The organism is Marinobacter halotolerans, from assembly GCF_008795985.1.
GTDB classification, from domain to species: Bacteria; Pseudomonadota; Gammaproteobacteria; order Pseudomonadales; family Oleiphilaceae; genus Marinobacter; species Marinobacter halotolerans.
Window position 1 is genome coordinate 1,062,513 of record NZ_VMHP01000001.1, and the last position, 18,406, is coordinate 1,080,918.

Consider the following 18,406-nt stretch of genomic DNA (forward strand, 5'->3'; position numbering starts at 1 on the left):
GGGTCAGAGTTTGTCGGGTGTCCTCAGTTCCGTGGCCTGGATGCGCTGATCCCGCCACTTTTCCCGCTGGGAAGGCATATCCGCCTTGTAGACGCCCTGGTCCCCCACTACCCAGGACAGGGGCCGGCGTTCTTCCTGAATCGAATCCTGCAGCAACTGCAGCCCCTGCAGGAAAGCTTCGGGCCGGGGTGGGCAACCCGGCACGTAAACGTCTACTGGCAGGAATTTGTCCACGCCCTGCACTACTGAGTAGATGTCGTACATGCCGCCGGAATTGGCGCAGGAACCCATGGAAATCACCCATTTGGGCTCAAGCATCTGATCGTAAAGTTGCTGAATTACCGGCGCCATCTTGATGAAACAGGTACCGGCGATCACCATGAAATCCGCCTGCCGCGGAGAGGCACGGATGACCTCGGAACCGAACCGGGCAATGTCATGGGGCGCGGTAAACGCCGTGGTCATTTCCACGTAACAGCAGGACAACCCGAAATTGTAGGGCCAGAGGGAGTTCTTGCGACCCCAGTTCACCGCATCATTCAGCACGTCGCTGAGCTTGCCGGTAAACACATTGCGCTCAAGCTGACGTTTGACCGGGTCCTCTGACGGCTGTTCGCCCTTGACCGGATAACGGGTGGTTTTTTTAACCGGTTGATCTGCCCTGGTGAGGGTATAGGTCATTTCTCGCCTCCAGATGCTTCCGGTGCCCAGTCCAGAGCACCGGTTCGGCTGTCATATAGCAGGCCTGCCAGCAAAATGAGAATGAATACAGCGGCGCCCCAGAACCCGGTCCAACCCACATCCTCAATCACGATGGCCCAGGCGAACAGGAAAACAGCTTCGATATCGAAGATCACGAACAGCATCGCGACCAGATAGAATTTAACGGAAAAACGCTGGCGCGCATCGCCAGTGCCCACAATACCGGACTCGAACGGAAGAGATTTGCTGACACCTTCGCTGCGCCCACCCAGCAGACTGGAAATGCCTACCATAAAAGCACAAAGGCCCAGCGCGGCAACGATAAAAAAGCCGGTTGCCCAGTAGCGGACAACAATGTCGGTGACAGTATCGGCCATGAACTCTCCGTGGCAGCCTGGTTACTGCCATCATCAAAGGGGCAGTCTCCTCAAGGAAGACCCGATACCATTAAAACTAACAGTGGATAGTCGAATGCGCAAATTGATGCCTCTGACAAATCAATAACCTATATACCTGATGCCACAAAATATTTGTCGCAGCCTGATTTGCTCATTATTTGTGCTATTTTGAATAGTCCAGCCAAAGGAAATGGAGGACACATCATGTCAAATCAGACTCCCTGCATTGTTGTTGCCTGTGATGGATCAGAGCACTCAATCCAGGCGGCAAAAATGGGCGAGAAGCTTGCTACCGCGCTGAACCAGCCACTCAAGCTACTGGCCGTATTTCCTGGCAGCAAGGCTGAGCGGCTGGTCTTTACTGGCGTATGGCCCGCTGATATCGAACAGGAACAGCAGGATTTCGGGGAGAACGCCTTCAAGGCCGCAAAAGAAGTAATCAACATCGACCCGGACGAGGAAGTTGTACTCAGAGGCCATCCGGTCGAGGAGATCAGCGATTATCTGGAGGAACATCCAGGCGCCCACATGGTGCTCGGGCGTCGGGGCAATTCAATGGCGCGCAGCCTGGTAATGGGCAGCATCAGTGAAGGGGTTGTCAGGCACGCCAAAGGCCCTGTCACGGTGGTAAGCCAATAAAGTCACCCCGAACGTCTACGACGGGGTAACCCTTGAAATCCATCTTTGGGTGCACATCTTCTCATAGGAGATCATTTCCGGATTTCAGAGGCTTTTAAATCTCATGATTGAACAGATCCAGAACCTGATCGACACCTGGACGGGCCTGGGGGTCTGGCTTGCGCTGGTTGCGGCCAGCGTAATCTGGGTGATTCGTGACCTGCGCACGAACAACGATCACATTCCATCCATCATGCAGTGGGTGTGGGCGTTGACCGTGCTCTATTCCGGGCCGATCGGCCTGTTGATCTACCGCTACTCCGGGCGCAAGGAAATACCCACCGACAGCCTGGCGCGGAAAGGCTTCCGCTCGGTGGCCCACTGCTATTCCGGCTGCGGCATTGGTGAGATCCTGGGCGTGATCATCTCGGTCGGCCTGTTTGCGATGGGCAATTTCTGGGCCGCCATCATTACCTTTTCTCTGGCCTACATTTTTGGCTTTGCCTTCAACATCGGTCCGATGATGCAGAACGGAATGTCGTTCAAAGACGCATTTTCGGGCGCCTTTCTGGCGGAATCCATCAGTATCGTGGTGATGGAATCTGTGGCGATCACCACCGATCTCTATCTTGGCGGTGAATCAACCATGGGGGATGCGCTTTTCTGGTCATCACTCTATGTATCGCTGTCGTTGGGACTATTCGCCGCATGGCCCGCCAACCTGTTGCTGATCAAAACAGGAATGAAAGGCGGCATGGGCGACCCGCGGGATGCCGAGCAGTCAGCGCACTGCCACTGAATCAGCTTTGTTCGGCAGTGACTTACCGCACCGGCTGACAGCCACGCACCGCGAGGGCGAGGTTGGTGGTCGCCTTGATCTGGTCGTAATACTGAGCCGCCTTCTGCACGCCCATATCCGCATAGTTACCGGCGGTAGGGCTGATCAACTGGGCCAACTGGGACCAGGCCGTGGCCGACTGGCGATCCTGCTGATAGGCATTGAAGGCCTGGCTGATTTCATTGCAGGTAACGCCGTCACCATCGGTAGCAGCCGATGAAACATAAGTTGAGGTCTGGCAGCCTGCGAGAATGCCCACTGCCAGAAAAAGAATCAGAGTTTTTAATGTCACTGCTTGAACCCCTGCTGATTGGAAAAGCTTCGTGATGAAGGCCTGGCAGGCATCTTGTAACACAAAGGGCACCTGAAGCCAGAAAAACGCGGCGATTCCTGCTAACCTGCGGGCAGGCAAACAAGGAATTATTTATGGCAGAAGTCCCCCCAAGACAGTCCGGCACCAGCGGTTATTCCTGGAAGCTCTCCGCCGTGGCAGCCGTCGCCTCGGTCATCGCCGCGGTGACGACCCTTGGCGTAGTCCCGCCCATCATTACCGGTCTGATTCTTCTTACTGCCGTCGGCTGGGGCTTCACCGCCCGGGACAATCGACGGGCAGCCGCAAAGGATCAGGAAGAGTAACGGGGGCTTGTCACTGAAACACACTCGGTTAAGCTGGCCGTAACTCACCGATAAAAGGTAGGTCACGACTATGGGACAAGCCGCCGAGAAGTTCAGCACTGTCACCCCGACCATTCCCCCGCTGGACCCATCCAATATCGCCCTCTTCGAGCAGGAAGGCCTGACGGTCAAGCAGCTGGAACCCCTTGGCTTTGAAATCTACGGCGCCGACGTTCGCTCCGGTCTTTCAGAGCCGGTCATCCGCGCTCTGGAAACAGAGATGGCAAAGCGGGGCTTCCTGGTCTTCAAACATCAGGGAAACATCTCTGCTGACGAGCTGGTGAATGCAAGCAAGTGGTGGGGTGCAGGCGAGATCCATTCCACCCATGGTGTTCACCCGGCAACGCCAGACAAGAACCGCGACATCTTCCGCTGCTCGAACGATAACCGCCACGGCATTTTGGGTGTCGGCCCCCAATGGCACAACGACGGCAGTTTCGAGGCGGCGACCTTCTCCCATTCCGCCTACTACATGGCCCGGGCCCCCGAACAGGGCGGTGGCACCCACTTTGCCCATCAGGGCGCGGCGTTTGATGTGCTGCCACCGGAAAAACAGGCTTACTGGGAACGGCTGGTTTCAGTTAATTCCACCACGGGGGTCACCCACCCCTTGGTGCACACCCATCCCATTTCCGGTCGCAAGAGTGTTTGGCTCCATCTGGGCATGACTGGTGGGATCATCGAGCGCCTGCCAGAAGAAGACATGACGCTGGAAGAATTACAGCAGCAACCCGCCAGCACCGACCAGCTTCGGCTGCTGAACGCCGAAGAAATGAAAGAACTGTTCAACGATTACAACGACCTGCTGAACGCTTCATTCGAGAAGGGCTACGGCATCCGTTATCACTACGACACCGGCGACCTGCTCTACATCGACAACTGGGCCCTGGCTCACCGGGCCGCACCAGAGGCACACCTGCCCGCCGAACGACAGGGCCTGCGTATCATGGACCGCGTCACCATCAAGTCGCCCCGCAACCTTGCACCCCACTTCGGGCTGCCCCAGTACATCCAGATATCCCGGCCGCACCCGCTGAACCAGGATGGCGTCTGGCAGGCCGGGGGCGTGGGATTCCGCTGGAAAGACGATATCCCGATGCAGAACTGACCGGGCAATTACATGCCGTACATTGCCTTCAGATGGGCCATAAACCCAGGGCGATCCGCAGCCTCACCCGCCCGAATCATTTTGACATGGGGTCTCTCTTCCATTCGGGCGTGGTAGGCATCCAGTCCCGGTACTTCGGATAGCGGATCCCTTCCCAGAAACACCTTGCCAACACTGCGCACGATCGGCAGGTTCAGAATGGCCGCAATATCCGCTGTGGTGAACTGGTCGCCATAGGCAAACTGTTCAAAATTCGAGAGTTTGGGCAACGCCGCCACCGCCTTATCAAGGCCGGTTTCGACCTCTTTCAGCACAGCGGGATCCGGCTGGGTCCGCCCCAGCAGGTTGGGAATCAGCCGGCGGGCCACAAGTTCAAGGTAAAGCTCGATGAACTGCGACAGCTCCTGCACCTTGGCGATATCGAAAGGTGTGGCAGGCAACAGGGATGGCTCCGGGTAGGCCCGCTCGATGTATTCCAGAATTGCACGGGATTCGCTAATGAACCCTTCGGGCGTCTCCAGCGCCGGCACTTTGCCCAGGGGGCTTTTGTCGAGATACTCCGGATTGTATTTGGGGCCAACGCCGGTGTAGGAAAGTACCTCTTCAAACTCTATGCCCTTCTCCAGAAGAGCGAGCTTGGGTACGTTGTAGTAATTGCTGGAGGCGAAACCGTGTAACTTGAGCATTCATGTTCCCTTTATGTTTGGATATTGGCAATTATCTCAGGGCCGCTCGGGCTCGTCCTTCAATACGAGAGTGACCAGTTTACGCACCACTGGCGCCACCACCAGGATAGTGGGAAAGGCCACCGCAAAGGCAAAGGCCCAGGCACTTAACCAGATCGAGATGATATTGCTGACCAGCCCCACGTTATAGATGCTGATTACCAGCGACATGATGCAGGACATAAGCAGTGACATAAAAAACGAAAACGCCGTTTTTTCATGTTTCCGGTCAATCATTTTTTCTCTCTTGAAGACATTCGTAGGACCCCATCTCGAATTCCCGACAGATCCAGGGGCGGTTTTCATAGATTGTGCACAGGAAGGTGTCCCGGTCCAGCGCGGAACACCAACCATCGTCCAGCCGCAGCATGGTTTCGCCGCCCCACTCATCCACCGCAATATGCCGCTCGGGGACGCCGGTATCCGAGATAATCATTACCTCCAGCCGGCAGCAACAGGCGCGGCAGGTCGAGCAGGATACGCCCGGGTCGGTCACGTCTTTCACATTGTCGATCTGTGACCAGCCAGCAGTCATCATCGCGCCCCGGCCGGGTCTTCCACAAACCGGATACAGACCTTCCCCACCGTGTGCCTGGATTCCACATGCCGGTGTGCGTCGCCTGCCCGGGTAACCGGGTAGACCGCATCAACATGCGGAACGAGCTTCTCCGCTTCGATCCAGTCCTTCAATTGCGCCAGATCCGCCGAGCGGGATTTCACGATCACCAGCCGGGCCTGCCGGGCCAGGCCGGTTTTGGCCAGAAATTCCGGAAGAATGGTGGAAGCCTTGGGCACAGTGCTGACGAAAATGCCCTGCTTGCCGAGTTGCCGGGAAAACGCCTTGCAGGTGAATTTGCCGAAGACATCAAACACCGCCTCAAACTGCTGCGATAACTCATTGGCAGCCTGATCCCGATAGCTGTAGGCCGCATCCGCCCCGATGGCTTTTACAAACTCCAGGTTGTCAGGGCCACAAACCGCATGCACTTCGGCGCCAATCGCTTTGGCAATCTGCACCGCGAAGTGGCCTACACCGCCACTGGCGCCGTTGATCAACACCCGATGCCCTTGCTGGACCTTGCACAGATCTCTTAAAGCCTGGAGTGCGGTCAGCGCCGCAAGCGGCACACTGGCCGCCTGATCGAGGGAAATATTGCCGGGCGCAGGGCAAATCTCGTCAGCGTCCAGCAGCGCCACCTCGGCATGAAGGCCACCGCAAAAGCGATTAGTCATGCCAAAAACCCTGTCGCCGACGGCATAGCCGGTGACGTTTTTCCCCACCGCCAGAATCTCCCCGGAACAATCCAGCCCCGACACCCGGGGCAATGGGTCCCGCGCCAGGGTCTTGCTGAACTTGCCTTTGCGCAGCAGCACATCCTTGGGGTTCACACTGCCGGCAACCACTCTGACCAGCACACCGTTATCAGTCAGCTCCGGCGCTGGCCATTGGCTGGCCCACTCCAGCACTTCGGCCGAACCGAACTTGCGGTAGATCAGTGCGTTCATTTCATTGTTATGCGGTAACCGGCTCATCTCGAACTCTTTCCCATGTCTGTACCATTAGTTTTCGGGTCGGCCCCCAGCGGTAGCCTCCCAGCGCGCCACTGCGCTGAATCACTCGGTGGCAGGGAATCAGCAAAGCAACAGGATTGGCGCCGATGGCATTACCCACTGCTCGTGCGGCCTTCGGGGCACCTACCGCCTCGGCGATCTGACCATAACTCGCCAGTGCGCCCATCGGGATCTTCAGCAAAGCCCGCCACACGGCAATCTGGAAATTGGTGCCGGCTACATGAAGAGATAACGGGCCGTCGCCGGAAACGGTATCGCGGCTAAAAAACGCATCAATCACATAACGTGTGGCCGTCAGGTTTTCACGAATGGAACTTAAAGGCCAGGCATTGTGCAGGTCATCAACAGAGTCTTCGACACTGCTGAAATCCACAAACCCTGCCCGACAGACCCCACGCGGGGTGACCGCCACAAACATGGGCCCCAGCGGCGTGGAGTGAACGCCATAGTCGATATGCAACTGCCTGCCCCGGCTTTTGTACTCGCCGGGCGTAACCGCTTCCAGTTGCACAAAGTGATCATGCAGCCGGGAACTGCCGCTCAATCCCAGCTCGTGGGACACATCAAGCAAAGAACGGGAGCTGTCCAGCAACCCCTTACCCCGCTCCAATGTCAAAACCTGTAAAAAGCGCTTGGGCGTGGTACCCGCCCAACGGCAGAACAGCCGCTGGAAGTGATAGGGGCTCAGATGCACATGGGCAGCCACTTCCTCCAGGCTCGGCTGGTCCGCCGCCCGATCCACCAGGTAGGCCATGGCGCTTGCGATTCGGTCGTAGTCTGACATGGCTTATCCTCTCAGCCTGGCTCTGTTCAGTTTCACGGGGCAAAGCCCGGACAGAGTCTATAGTAAAAGGCCAGACGGCGGCTGCCGACCCGAATCTTGCTCAAGTAATGAGGCTGCCAAAAGCGATCAGGCATATGTCCTGGACTCAACCGCCTCAAACACACTATCCACCGTTAACGCCAACAGGCCAATCAGAATTGCCCCCTGCAACACATAAGCGGTATTGCCGTTCACCAACCCGGCGATCACCGGGTCGCCCAGGGTTCGGGCGCCGATGGTTGAGCCAATGGCAGCGGTGGCGATGTTGATGGTCACGGACGTGCGGATGCCGGCAAGAATCACCCGGCCGGCCAGGGGAAGCTCCACCTGCCAAAGCACCCTGAGTGGCGACATTCCCATGCCCAGTGCAGCGTCCCTGACGGTCGGGTCCACCCCTTCAAGTCCCGCAAGGGTGTTGCGAAGGATGGGCAGCAGTCCATACAGGATCAACGCCACCAGTATGGGCGCCTCGCCAAAGCCCAAAACCGGCACGGCCAGCGCCAGAACTGCCACCGGCGGGAAAGTCTGGCCGATGGAGGCGATCTGGCTGACCAGGGGCAGGAAATCCCGACCCACCGGCCGGGTCGCAAAAATCCCGCCCGCAACGGCGACAAACGTGCCGATACAGGCCGAAATAAAAACCAGAAGTACATGGTTCTGAAGCAAGGACAGAAAACTTGCCCGCTCATAAATCACCTGCTGTTTATCCGGCTGCACCCACTCATACAGCGGTTCCAGCGCTGACATACCGGCGCTCAGCGCAAGTAGCAAAACCACCAGCAGGACAGGAGCAAGCCAGGCTCGCATCACGCGCCTGCCTGCAAAATACGTTCGCGGGAGATGACACCGATCTTCGCACCATCGCCATTGAACACGGGCAGTTCACCGTTCTCCCGCCAGAGCATGACCGACAAAGCCAGGCGCAGGCTGTCGTCTTCCTGAACACCTTCCACCCCCGATTCCGGGTCTACCGGCTCCGGGTACCGGTGCATCAGATCCCCTACCCGACGAAGGCTCATCAGTTTCAGGCCGCGGTCCTTTTTGCCTACCAGGTTTTCGACGAATTCGGACGCGGGCCGGCGAAGGAGGTTTTCGGGGGTGTCGTGCTGAATGATGCGCCCCTGATCCATCACGGCAATCCGGGTCGCCAGTTTCAGGGCCTCGTCAATATCGTGGGTGACAAACACCGTGGTTTTCTGTACCTGCCGCTGGATTTTCAACATCTCCAGCTGAAGGTTTTCCCGCGTGATCGCGTCCAGGGCGCCGAAAGGCTCATCCATCAGCAGAATATTGGGATTGGCCGCCAGAGCGCGGGCAACGCCCACCCGCTGGGCTTGGCCGCCGGACAATTGCTGGGGGTATTTGTTGGCATGAATGTCCGGATCCAGATCCAGCAGGGTCAACAACTCGTGAACCCGTTCATCGATCCGTTCCCGCGGCCACTTGAGAAGCTGGGGCACCATGGCGACGTTACGGGCAACCGTCCAGTGGGGGAAAAGACCGGTGCCCTGGATAACGTACCCCATGTTCAGCCGCAGCTGCTCCGGATTCATGGTGTTGATATCCTCGCCATCCACCAGAATCTCGCCGGCGCTGCGGGGCAGCAGGCGGTTGATCATCCTCAGCGTGGTGGATTTGCCGCAGCCGGAACTACCCACCAGCACGCAGACCTCTCCGGTCTCGATGGTCAGGTTGATATTGTCCACCGCCACGGACTGGCCAAAGCGGCGGGTGACATTCTTCAGTTCAATCATCCAGGTGCATCCTATTCCCCGTCATGCTTTTCCCCGTCATGTCGTCGCCGGTTTGGGTCGAAGGCTGGCTGCCAGCATCGTGAGTAATGCATCGGCCAGCAACGCCAGTGCAATGGTGGGCAAGGCACCCAGCAACACCAGATCCATCGCCGCCTGGCCCAGGCCCTGGAAAATAAAGCTGCCGAAACCACCGGCGCCAATCAGCGCCGCCACCGCTGTGAGGCCAATCGCCTGAATAGTCGTGATGCGAACACCCTCGACAATCACCGGCAGCGCCAGTGGCAGCTTGAGCCCGAAAAACAGCTGGCGCTCGTTCATGCCCATTCCCCGCCCTGCATCGGCGAGGCTTTCCGGCACGTCTGTCAGTGCCACGTAAGTATTGCGCACCATCGGCAACAGGCTATAGGCCACCAGTGCCAGCATGGCCGGCGCCCAGCCAATGCCACGAATGCCCAGGGTTTGCAGGAACGGAAAGGCCTCCACCAGGGCGCTCAAAGGCGCGATCAGCAAACCGAACACCGCCAGGCTGGGAATTGTTTGCAGAAAGCTGACAACACCCAGAATGGGCCGGCGCCAGGCCACGCTTCGAATCATCTTCATCGCCAGCCCAAAGGCCAGCACCGCACTCACTGAAACCGCGCCCAGCGCCAGTGCCAGGTGCGTCCATAGCGCCTGTTCGAACTTCTGCGGTCGGGCATTGAATTCCCGGACCAAAGACAGGCTCTCCAGCCCATCACCGCTGAAAAACCAGACCCAGCTTCCGCTGATGGCCAGCAGCAAACCCATCTGCAGCCCCCGCCCCCTGCCCACGCGGCCCAGAACCTCAATCAGCATCAACGACAGGAAAAACAACAGGCACCAGAAGCCCGCGGCAATAGAGGAACGCGCATAAGGGGAGTCTTCCGGCAGATGCCGGGCTGCGAACACTTCCAGCAAGAGCGGCAGGAGCGCCAGGGAAGCACTCACCAGAATCAACAGGGGCAGATAGCGGGAACGCAGCGGCAACAGGGAAAGCAGCAAACAGCCCACAAGCACCGCGGTGACCAGTGACGCCCCCGGCCAGCCAACGGCAGACCAAAGCCCGTAGCCGGTGCCCGGCACAATGCGGTTGGGCAGGATAGTACCCAGGTCCAGAACCCAGACCAGTCCCAGGGCAAGCAGCCCCAGCACCGGCACGACACGGTTAATCGACAAACTTCAGTCCCGGGCCAGGGAATCCAGATAATCGCGGGCGACGGTTTCCGCCGGCACGCCATTTACCGCAACCTGACCGTTCAGGCGCTGGAGCGTTTCCAGATCCAGCGATTCAAAGACTGGATTCAGGGCATCCCGAATCCCCGGGTAGGTTTCCAGAACCTCAGCCCGGACAATGGGCGCAGGCTGGTAGACGGGCTGCACACCGGCAGTATCTTCCAAAACCTTCAGACCGAGCGCGTTCAGGCCGCCGTCGGTGCCATAGGTCATGGCGCCGTTCACATCGTTGTCGTTCAGCGCCGCCGCCCGGAGGGTTGCAGCGGTATTGCCGCCGGAGAGAATCAGCAGCTGGTCAGACTCCAGCTTGAAACCATAGGCCTCCTGGAAGGCCGGCAGCGCGCTGGCAGACTCCACAAACTCGGCACTGGCGGCAAACTTGAAGCGGCCACCGTCATTCAGATAGTGCGCCAGGTCTTCCAGCGTGCTCAGATTGTGCTCCTGCGCCAGATCGCCCCGCACACTCATGGCCCAGGTGTTGTTCGCCTCTGCCGGCTTCAGCCAGACAATGTTGTGCGCATTCCTGTCCAGCTTTGCCGCCTGTTCGTAGGCCTGGTCGGCGTCTTTCCAGATATCCCGATCGGCCTGATCATGGAAAAACGCAGCGTTACCGGTGTATTCCGGGTAAATATCGATTTCGCCAGCCTTGATGGCATTCCTCACGATGCTGGTGCCGCCCAACTGAAGGCGGTTCTCCACCGGAATACCGGCGCTTTTCAGTGACTGCAGAATCATCTGACCAAGCACAGCGCCTTCGGTATCGATTTTGGAAGACACCACCACCGGCTCCGCCGCCATAGCAGGAGCCGAAAGAACCAATACCAGGCAGGCCGCCAGGCGGCGAAGAAGGGGAATAGTAGACACAGCCGTTCCTCTCATTAGTTGTCGAAAACCTCTTTAAGTCTATGGCATGAGTCTACGAGAACAAGCCGGGATTGGCTTTCGCCATTGGCGCTGAATTCAGGCTTCAACCATCCGTCAGCGTATTCGCAAACCCATGGTTCACATCCCGGTGCTTGGCTTCATCGGCGCGCACCGCAATGATCACTTCCCGCAACCGGGCATCCTGGGGCAGCTGCCAGTAGTCGATCGCGATCTGTGGCGCGGGCACATTCTCATACTTGCCGCTGTCCACGCCTTCCAGATATTCGGTGTAGCTGTGGACGGCCTCTTCTTCCAGGTAACCCACGATGCGGTGGGCGGTTTTGTTGGATAGAAGATAGAACAGGAAGAAGCCGTTGTAGAACATGCCCTGGGCAATGATGATCAGGAACCGCTCGAAGGTCGACGGCTTGGCGATGTTTATGAACGTCAGCAGATGCATCCGCTCATTCTCGGCTTCCGCCAGCAGCGTATGGATCCAGCCGTCGTCATCTTTCAGCCGGCGCAGTGACTTCAGATGCTGGATGTTCCCGGCCACCATACCGGGGACGGCCGCCACCGTTTCCAGCACCACGGCACGATGGCCATAGCGGCCGGCGAAAAAGGCATCCGCAAAAAACCGCATGAAACGCACCGTCATGTAGGCGATACGGTCGGAAAAATCCTTGGGCGCAAAGTGAGTACGCTCGATATCCGTGACTACTTTATTCATTACAACTCCTGCGGCCAGACTTCCAGCCATCTGGGTTCATCGGTACGCCAGCAATCGTCCGTAATTCGTCGGCCTTTGGGTGTGACTAGTCATTCAGTATAGTGAAGGTCTGATAAAAACAACGGAGTTCCCTAAGGAGTTCCAAAAGGAGTGCCCCCATGGACAACAACCCCGCCGCTCGCCGAGCCCCAACCATCAACCGCCAGCAGGACATCTACAGCAAAGGCCTGGGCGGCGAGAAACCACGGGTGCCGGTGGATTTTCACGAGCTCGAACGCCAGGGCTGCGCCGCCATGAGCGAGGAAGCCTACGCCTACATCGCCGGCGGTGCGGGCCTGGAAAGCACCATGCGGGCGAACCGGGAATCCTTTGACCGCCAGCGCATTGTGCCGCGCATGCTCAAGGACGTTTCCGAACGGGACACCACCGTCAACCTGTTCGGCCGCACCCTGCCAAGCCCGTTTTTGCTGAGCCCGATCGGCGTGCTGGAAATGGCCCACCGGGATGCCGATGCAGCCGTTGGCCGGGCCGCCGCGGCCGAGGGCATACCCATGATCTTCTCAAACCAGGCGTCGCAGCCCATGGAGAAGGTGGCCGACACCATGGGCGACGGAGCGCGCTGGTTCCAGCTGTACTGGAGCAAATCCGATGACCTGGTGCGCAGCCTGGTCAGCCGCGCCGAAGCCTGTGGCTGCGAGGCCATTGTAGTCACCCTGGATACCACCATGCTGGGCTGGCGCACCCGGGATCTGGACCTGGCCTACCTGCCCTTTTTACGGGGCAAAGGCATAGCCCAGTACACCAGCGACCCGGTGTTTCTGGAAAGCCTGAAAAACCCGAGCCAGCAGGGCGGCACGGCCAGGCCCAAACTGACGCTGGAAACCCTCAAAGCACTCAAACAGATCGGCCAGTCCTGGCCCGGTGGGACTCTGGACGGCATCAGTTCTGGCAAGGCCATGGCAGCGGTACAGGAATTTATCTCGGTGTATTCCAAACCCTCCCTGACCTGGGACGATCTGAAAATGCTCCGCGACCACACCAGCCTGCCGATTGTGCTGAAAGGCATCCAGCATCCGGACGACGGCCGCAAGGCGGTGGACTACGGCATGGACGGCATCATTGTCTCCAACCACGGCGGGCGCCAGGTGGACGGTGCCATCGGCAGCCTCGAGGCCCTGCCGGCGGTGGTTGAAGCCGTTGCCGGCCGAATGCCGGTCATCATGGACAGCGGCATCCGCACAGGCGCCGACGTGTTCAAGGCGCTGGCTCTCGGGGCCACCGCTGTCTGCCTGGGCCGGCCCTGGGTCTATGGCCTGGCCATTGCCGGCGAAGCCGGAGTGCGGGAAGTAATTGCCAACCTGAAAACGGATTTCGAGCTCACTATGGGGCTGTCCGGTTGTAAGTCCATCAGCGAGATTACACCGGAGGCGTTGCGTTGACGCTGCAAAAGGGCCTCTAAAGTCAATTGCATTGCCCAAAATCGGCGTAGACTGGTCAGACATCATGCAAAAGGACGATACCCATGCCTTCTGGTCAAATGCCCACCTGGCAGCGCCACACCAGTGCCATCGTCAGTGGTTTTGTCGGCGACTGGCTGGAATCCCGTCAGAATCCACTCGCGGTGGCCATGCAGGTGCTGGAGGGTGGTCGCCCGCTGGACGTTGGCGCACCGCAGCCGACCATGGCATGCGGCACGCTTTGCCTGTCGATTCACGGGCTGATGGAGTTGGAAACCGTCTGGAAGATTCCCGGCACGAGCGGCGACACCTACGGTTCGAGTCTGTCCCGTCGCATTCCCGGCGGTGTTTCCAGTCTGACGCTTAGATACAACACCGGACGGCCCATCTATAGCAACGGCGAAGAGCTGGCCGACCTGCTGGAGCAGCTGGTGGCGGGCTGGCCGGTGCCGGTCACGCGCCTGATTCTGATCGGCCACAGTATGGGCGGGTTGCTGGTTCGCAGCGCCTGCCACGTGGCCCAGGCTCGTGGGCAGGCGTGGGTTGATGCTCTGACGGACTGCGTATACGTTGGCTCACCCCATGATGGTTCCTGGCTTGCACGGGGCGCCCATGCGGTTGCAGAACTGATGAGCGACATGCCCCGGGATTATCTGCGCGTCATTGGGGAAGTGGTGGATCTGCGCAGCGAAGGTATCCGCAATCTGTCCCGTGGTGACGTGGTCGCCGAGGGCGAGGAGTCACCGCCGTTACTGCCCGGCGTCAAACATTTTGTGGTGTGCGGTCTGCTGGCCCGCGCGCGCCAAAACCCGGTGAATGCCTTATTTGGTGATGCGCTGGTCCACGAGTCCAGCGCCCGGGGTGAACAGAGGTCGGGCTGGCATCTGGCCGGCATGGCCACCTTTCCCGGCGTCGATCATGTGACGCTGGCACGGCATCCGGACGTGGCGAAACAACTTGAGGAGTGGCTGGTATGAATGAGCAACAGGACTGGTGGCTTGGCGTTGCGGATGTGCTGGCGTCAGGTTCGGGCCACGGAGTTGAAAAAATCAAACGGGTGCACCTGGCCATTGCCGACGAATCGTTCCAGGCTCTGGATGTCTTTGCGGTGACCCGGCCCTGGGCGCGGGTGGTCAAACGATCCCACGATGGCATCAGCAGCCTGTGCTATGGCGCAGTGCAACTGAGTGTACAGAGTATCGGCACGGCGCTTACGAAACACCGGCTGTCCCGGACGCGGGTCACTCAGCAACTATCTACCGCTCAATCATTTCAACGATCTCATGGGACGACTGCGCCATCGGCTCAAAATGCGCATGCTCGCCGGCGGTCAGCACCGAGACATGGCGAACCTGATAGATCGCATAAAGGGTAAGCAGGCCCAGAATAACCGCCATATAGAGCGGCATGCCCTGAGGGCCGACCAGAGTCATAATGAAACCCACCAGCAGAGGCGCCACGGCAGCGCCGGCTCCGTGCAACACCAGCATGTCCGTGGAGCCGGAAACCACCTCGTCGGGGTGCAGCTGGTCGAGCAGTTGGGCCACGCCCAGCGGGTAGAGCGAAAAAGACAGACTCCCCCACAGAAAGAACACGGCCATCAGTGATGCATTGCTCCAGGCAAACGGCATCATCAGGCACATCAACGCCGCCAGCGCCGACACAACGATCAGCACTTTCCGGCGGTCCTGAGTATCAGAAAACCGGCCGATCGGGATCTGCAGCAGAGCACCGCCCACAATGGTAAGACTCATCAACAGGCCCACCTCCGACAACCCGAATCCGAGCTTGCTGGCGTACAAGGGCGCCATTCCCCAGAAAGCACCCATCGCCAGACCGGAGAGCGCCGAAGTTGCCACGGCCAGCGGCGCAAAACCGATGATTTTCTTCAGGCTGCTTTTGGCCCGTTCGGGAATGTGGGGCTGGCTGCGACTGCTGATGGTGATGGGCAGCAGCGCCCAGCAACTGAGGATGGCCGATACCGAAAACAGCACCAGCAGCTCGCTCGGGCTCAGCCTGAGTAGTTGCTGCGCAAGGGCAATGCCCCCAAGGTTGACCACCATGTACATTGCGAATACCCGTCCGCGCTCGTGCTTCTCAGCGCGGGTGTTTAGCCAGCTCTCCGTCACCGTCATCAGTGTGACCAGGGACAAACCGTAAAGAAAGCGGAGCGCCATCCACGCCCAGGGATCAACCCACAGGGGGTGCAGCAGCGCGATGGACGCGCACACCGCCGCGCAGAAGGCAAAGGTGCGGATATGGCCCATGCGGCGGATCAAACGGCCACTGATAAAGATGCCGCAGGCGAACCCCACGAAAAAACCGGACATGATTACGCCGATCCGTGCCGTGGAGAAACCGACTTCGTTGGCCGTGATGGCCAGCAGGGTGTTTAGCAGGCCGCTACCGAGCTGTAATAGAGCGACGCTGGCGAGAATTGCACCAATAGGGCGCACAATAGTCCAGATACACACCTCCTTCGACCGGCTTATACGGCGGGATACCCGGTTATCCTGCAATCGCTGCGCCACAGACGACCCGGATAAAGCGGATTCCGGTATGAAAGGTGCAACGAACTCCTGACATGAGTGAAAGCCTTGATAGGAGCAGACCATGTTACTTGCCACTGATCTCGACGGTACTTTTCTCGCGGGCGACCCCGAAAACCGCCTCAAGCTCTACCGGCTGATCGTTGCCCACCCCGAAATCGATCTGGTGTTCGTGACCGGTCGCGGGCTTGAATCAGTCCTGCCACTGCTATCCGACCCGACGATTCCGCAACCGGACTACATAATCTGTGACGTCGGTTGCACGGTGGTCAACGGCAACTCCCAGCAGGCCATTCAGCCCTTACAAGGGGAAATAGACGATCTCTGGCCCGGTGAGCAGATGATTGAAGACGCCCTGCAATCCTTTGACGGCCTGCAGCGGCAGGAAGTACCCCAAGAACGCCGGGTATCCTATTTCTGTGCGGCCGATGTGGTCACCGATGACATGGTCGCCAGGGTCGAAGCCCTTTCGTGCAATCTTCTGTTCTCCGGCGGCAAGTATCTGGATATTCTGCCCCGGGGAGTGAACAAGGGGCGTACCCTGTCACGCCTGGTTGAGCATCTTAAGGTAGACCCGGAGTCCGTCCTGGTGGCGGGCGATACCCTGAACGACCTTTCGATGTACGAGTACGGTTTCAAAGGCGTCTGCGTTGGGGAATCCGAATCTGCCCTGCTACAAGCTACCGAGCAAAAGGCGCGGGTTCTCCACGCCGGCGCAACCGGCTGTGGCGGTATCCTGGAAGCGTTCGAGCACTTCGGGTATCTGGGTCACCTGGGCATTGAAGCCGAAGCGCCGGATGCCATGAGCTCCGGCAAATCGGATCTGGTCATTGTTTACCACCGCCTGCCTTACGAAGAAGTCGTGGAAAATGGCGAGCTGATCCGCCGGCGCCCGAAATCACCCAACGGCATCATCCCCACCCTGTTGAGCTTCTTCGCCGACGGCAAGGCCGGATCCTGGGTGGCCTGGTCCATTGACGACCCGGACCTTGGACCCTTCCAGACCCACACCGAAGTCGATACCGACCGCTATGAACAACTGGTGGCGGCCCGGGTGCCATTGAGCAAGGACGACGTGGAAATCTTCTACAAGCGGTTCTCCAAAGAAGCGTTCTGGCCCACCCTGCACACCTTCTGGGAGCGGGCCACCTTCCACGATGATCACTGGCAGGTGTTCCTCAAGGTCAACAAGCAGTTTGCGGAGCGAACCGCCGAAGAAGCCGCCGAAAACGCCGTGGTGTGGATTCACGATTACAATCTATGGATGGTGCCGGCCTACCTGCGCGAGATTCGACCGGACCTCACCATTGCCTTTTTCCACCACACCTATTTCCCCTCGGCGGACGTGTTCAACGTGCTGCCGTGGCGCCGTGAAATCGTTGGCAGCCTTTTGCAGTGCGATCACATCGGCTTCCACATTCCCCGGCAGGCCGAGAACTTTGTGGATGTGGCGCGCGGTGTCACGCCCCTGGAAGTCACCGAAAAAGCCGGCTGCGCGCCCCGGTTTCTGACCTACGGCTGTGCCGTGGGCCTTGACGAGATGAGCACCGAGATCAAGGTGAATGATCGAAGGATCGGCCTCGGCGCCCACCCGGTGGGGCTGGATCTGAACCGCGTGCGCAATGCCCTGGCGGACCAGAGCGTGATTGACCGCATGGAAGTCCTGCGTGAAGAACTGATGGACGTTCGGCTGATACTGTCGGTCGAGCGCCTGGACTTCACCAAAGGCATCATCGAAAAACTGGATGCCTACGAGCGCATGCTGAACGAACACCCGGAGCTGAAAACCAAAGTCACCCTGATGATGGTCTGTGTGCCCGCCGCCGCTGGCATGACTATCTATGAGGAACTGCTGTCGCAGATCGAACAGACGGTCGGGCGCATCAACGGCCAGTTCGCCCAGGTGGGCTGGACGCCCGTGCAGTTCTTCTTCCGCGCCCTGCCGTTCGAGGAACTGGTGTCTTACTACACTATGGCAGACGTGATGTGGATTACCCCGCTGCGGGACGGCCTGAACCTGGTAGCCAAGGAATACATCGCCACCCAGGGCCTGACCCAGGGCAGTGGCCGGCTGGTGCTGTCGGAATTTGCCGGCGCGGCCGCCGAACTACGCGGGGCTATTCTGGCCAACCCCCATCACCCCCAGGATCTTGCCGACACCTGCTACTACGCTTTGGCCATGAGCCGCAGCGAAGCACAGAACCGGCTCAGCGAGGCGTTCGAAGTGGTCAGCCGCTACGACATTGATTACTGGGGGCGGGAATTTATCGACACCGCCGAACAGCGCCGCGCCACCAAACTGGAAAAAATTCTGCCCATTGGTCACTTCGCCGCCTGAACCG

22 protein-coding genes are annotated in these 18,406 nt (G+C 59.0%); 7 read left to right on the forward strand and 15 right to left on the reverse strand.

The genetic code is table 11. The annotated features are described in order from the left end of the window. Positions 1 to 3 precede the first annotated feature (3 nt). Both FPL19_RS04990 and ndhC read right to left on the reverse strand, forming a co-directional pair. Positions 4 to 681 carry an NADH-quinone oxidoreductase subunit B gene (locus FPL19_RS04990; RefSeq protein ID WP_150911199.1) on the reverse strand — a complete coding sequence of 226 codons (678 nt, stop codon included), beginning with the start codon at positions 679 to 681 and terminating at the stop codon, positions 4 to 6. Then, positions 678 to 1,079 carry an NADH-quinone oxidoreductase subunit A gene (gene ndhC, locus FPL19_RS04995; protein WP_150911201.1) on the reverse strand — a complete coding sequence of 134 codons (402 nt, stop codon included), beginning with the start codon at positions 1,077 to 1,079 and terminating at the stop codon, positions 678 to 680. The genes FPL19_RS04990 and ndhC overlap by 4 nt, the downstream gene beginning before the upstream one ends. 225 nt (positions 1,080 to 1,304) lie before the next feature. Here ndhC and FPL19_RS05000 point away from each other — a divergent pair, with 225 nt between their 5' ends. After that, complete coding sequence (locus tag FPL19_RS05000) at positions 1,305 to 1,739, forward strand: universal stress protein (RefSeq protein ID WP_150911203.1); 435 nt, start codon at positions 1,305 to 1,307, stop codon at positions 1,737 to 1,739. Between the two features lie 103 nt (positions 1,740 to 1,842). Further along, on the forward strand, positions 1,843 to 2,517 hold the full coding sequence (locus tag FPL19_RS05005; RefSeq protein ID WP_150911205.1) for a DUF4396 domain-containing protein: 675 nt from the start codon (positions 1,843 to 1,845) through the stop codon (positions 2,515 to 2,517). A gap of 22 nt (positions 2,518 to 2,539) precedes the next feature. On the opposite strand, the gene FPL19_RS05010 is transcribed toward FPL19_RS05005, so the two are convergent. Next, entirely contained in the window at positions 2,540 to 2,848 is a 309-nt protein-coding gene (locus tag FPL19_RS05010; RefSeq protein WP_191965217.1) for a hypothetical protein, read from the reverse strand. Positions 2,849 to 2,982: 134 nt separating this feature from the next. Between FPL19_RS05010 and FPL19_RS05015 the strand changes: the two genes are divergently transcribed. After that, positions 2,983 to 3,192: a hypothetical protein gene (locus tag FPL19_RS05015; RefSeq protein ID WP_150911207.1), complete on the forward strand. Its 210-nt coding sequence runs from the start codon at positions 2,983 to 2,985 to the stop codon at positions 3,190 to 3,192. A gap of 70 nt (positions 3,193 to 3,262) precedes the next feature. Further along, positions 3,263 to 4,339 carry a TauD/TfdA dioxygenase family protein gene (locus tag FPL19_RS05020; protein ID WP_150911209.1) on the forward strand — a complete coding sequence of 359 codons (1,077 nt, stop codon included), beginning with the start codon at positions 3,263 to 3,265 and terminating at the stop codon, positions 4,337 to 4,339. Between the two features lie 8 nt (positions 4,340 to 4,347). Here FPL19_RS05020 and FPL19_RS05025 read toward each other — a convergent pair whose 3' ends face one another. From FPL19_RS05025 to FPL19_RS05070, 10 genes are all read right to left on the reverse strand, one after another. After that, positions 4,348 to 5,025, reverse strand: coding sequence for a glutathione S-transferase family protein (locus FPL19_RS05025; RefSeq protein ID WP_150911211.1), 678 nt, complete (start codon positions 5,023 to 5,025; stop codon positions 4,348 to 4,350). Between the two features lie 36 nt (positions 5,026 to 5,061). Next, positions 5,062 to 5,301: a DUF2798 domain-containing protein gene (locus tag FPL19_RS05030; protein ID WP_150911213.1), complete on the reverse strand. Its 240-nt coding sequence runs from the start codon at positions 5,299 to 5,301 to the stop codon at positions 5,062 to 5,064. Continuing rightward, complete coding sequence (locus tag FPL19_RS05035) at positions 5,294 to 5,599, reverse strand: YkgJ family cysteine cluster protein (RefSeq protein ID WP_150912397.1); 306 nt, start codon at positions 5,597 to 5,599, stop codon at positions 5,294 to 5,296. The genes FPL19_RS05030 and FPL19_RS05035 overlap by 8 nt, the downstream gene beginning before the upstream one ends. Then, entirely contained in the window at positions 5,599 to 6,597 is a 999-nt protein-coding gene (locus FPL19_RS05040) for an NAD(P)-dependent alcohol dehydrogenase (protein WP_150911216.1), read from the reverse strand. The genes FPL19_RS05035 and FPL19_RS05040 overlap by 1 nt, the downstream gene beginning before the upstream one ends. After that, positions 6,578 to 7,420: a methylated-DNA--[protein]-cysteine S-methyltransferase gene (locus FPL19_RS05045; protein WP_150911218.1), complete on the reverse strand. Its 843-nt coding sequence runs from the start codon at positions 7,418 to 7,420 to the stop codon at positions 6,578 to 6,580. Before FPL19_RS05045 ends, FPL19_RS05040 begins: the two co-directional genes overlap by 20 nt. Positions 7,421 to 7,546: 126 nt before the next feature. After that, entirely contained in the window at positions 7,547 to 8,266 is a 720-nt protein-coding gene (locus FPL19_RS05050; RefSeq protein WP_150911220.1) for an ABC transporter permease, read from the reverse strand. Then, positions 8,266 to 9,213, reverse strand: coding sequence for an ABC transporter ATP-binding protein (locus tag FPL19_RS05055; RefSeq protein WP_150911222.1), 948 nt, complete (start codon positions 9,211 to 9,213; stop codon positions 8,266 to 8,268). The genes FPL19_RS05050 and FPL19_RS05055 overlap by 1 nt, the downstream gene beginning before the upstream one ends. Positions 9,214 to 9,249: 36 nt before the next feature. Next, positions 9,250 to 10,407 carry an ABC transporter permease gene (locus tag FPL19_RS05060; protein WP_150911224.1) on the reverse strand — a complete coding sequence of 386 codons (1,158 nt, stop codon included), beginning with the start codon at positions 10,405 to 10,407 and terminating at the stop codon, positions 9,250 to 9,252. Between the two features lie 3 nt (positions 10,408 to 10,410). Then, entirely contained in the window at positions 10,411 to 11,343 is a 933-nt protein-coding gene (gene osmF, locus FPL19_RS05065) for a glycine betaine ABC transporter substrate-binding protein OsmF (RefSeq protein WP_150911226.1), read from the reverse strand. Between the two features lie 88 nt (positions 11,344 to 11,431). Further along, positions 11,432 to 12,058: an alternative oxidase gene (locus FPL19_RS05070; RefSeq protein ID WP_150911228.1), complete on the reverse strand. Its 627-nt coding sequence runs from the start codon at positions 12,056 to 12,058 to the stop codon at positions 11,432 to 11,434. A gap of 158 nt (positions 12,059 to 12,216) precedes the next feature. On the opposite strand from FPL19_RS05070, the gene FPL19_RS05075 reads away from it, so the two are divergent. Then, complete coding sequence (locus tag FPL19_RS05075; RefSeq protein ID WP_150911230.1) at positions 12,217 to 13,497, forward strand: lactate 2-monooxygenase; 1,281 nt, start codon at positions 12,217 to 12,219, stop codon at positions 13,495 to 13,497. Positions 13,498 to 13,580: 83 nt separating this feature from the next. Beyond that, positions 13,581 to 14,492, forward strand: a complete 912-nt coding sequence (locus FPL19_RS05080; RefSeq protein ID WP_150911232.1) for an alpha/beta hydrolase — start codon at positions 13,581 to 13,583, stop codon at positions 14,490 to 14,492. A gap of 44 nt (positions 14,493 to 14,536) precedes the next feature. Here the strand turns inward: FPL19_RS05080 and FPL19_RS17530 are convergent, their stop codons facing one another. Continuing rightward, positions 14,537 to 14,737, reverse strand: coding sequence for a hypothetical protein (locus FPL19_RS17530; protein ID WP_191965218.1), 201 nt, complete (start codon positions 14,735 to 14,737; stop codon positions 14,537 to 14,539). A 34-nt stretch (positions 14,738 to 14,771) separates the two neighbouring features. After that, on the reverse strand, positions 14,772 to 16,007 hold the full coding sequence (locus FPL19_RS05090; protein WP_404802812.1) for an MFS transporter: 1,236 nt from the start codon (positions 16,005 to 16,007) through the stop codon (positions 14,772 to 14,774). Positions 16,008 to 16,128: 121 nt separating this feature from the next. Between FPL19_RS05090 and ggpS the strand changes: the two genes are divergently transcribed. Beyond that, on the forward strand, positions 16,129 to 18,402 hold the full coding sequence (gene ggpS, locus FPL19_RS05095) for a glucosylglycerol-phosphate synthase (protein WP_150911234.1): 2,274 nt from the start codon (positions 16,129 to 16,131) through the stop codon (positions 18,400 to 18,402). Positions 18,403 to 18,406: the final 4 nt, after the last annotated feature.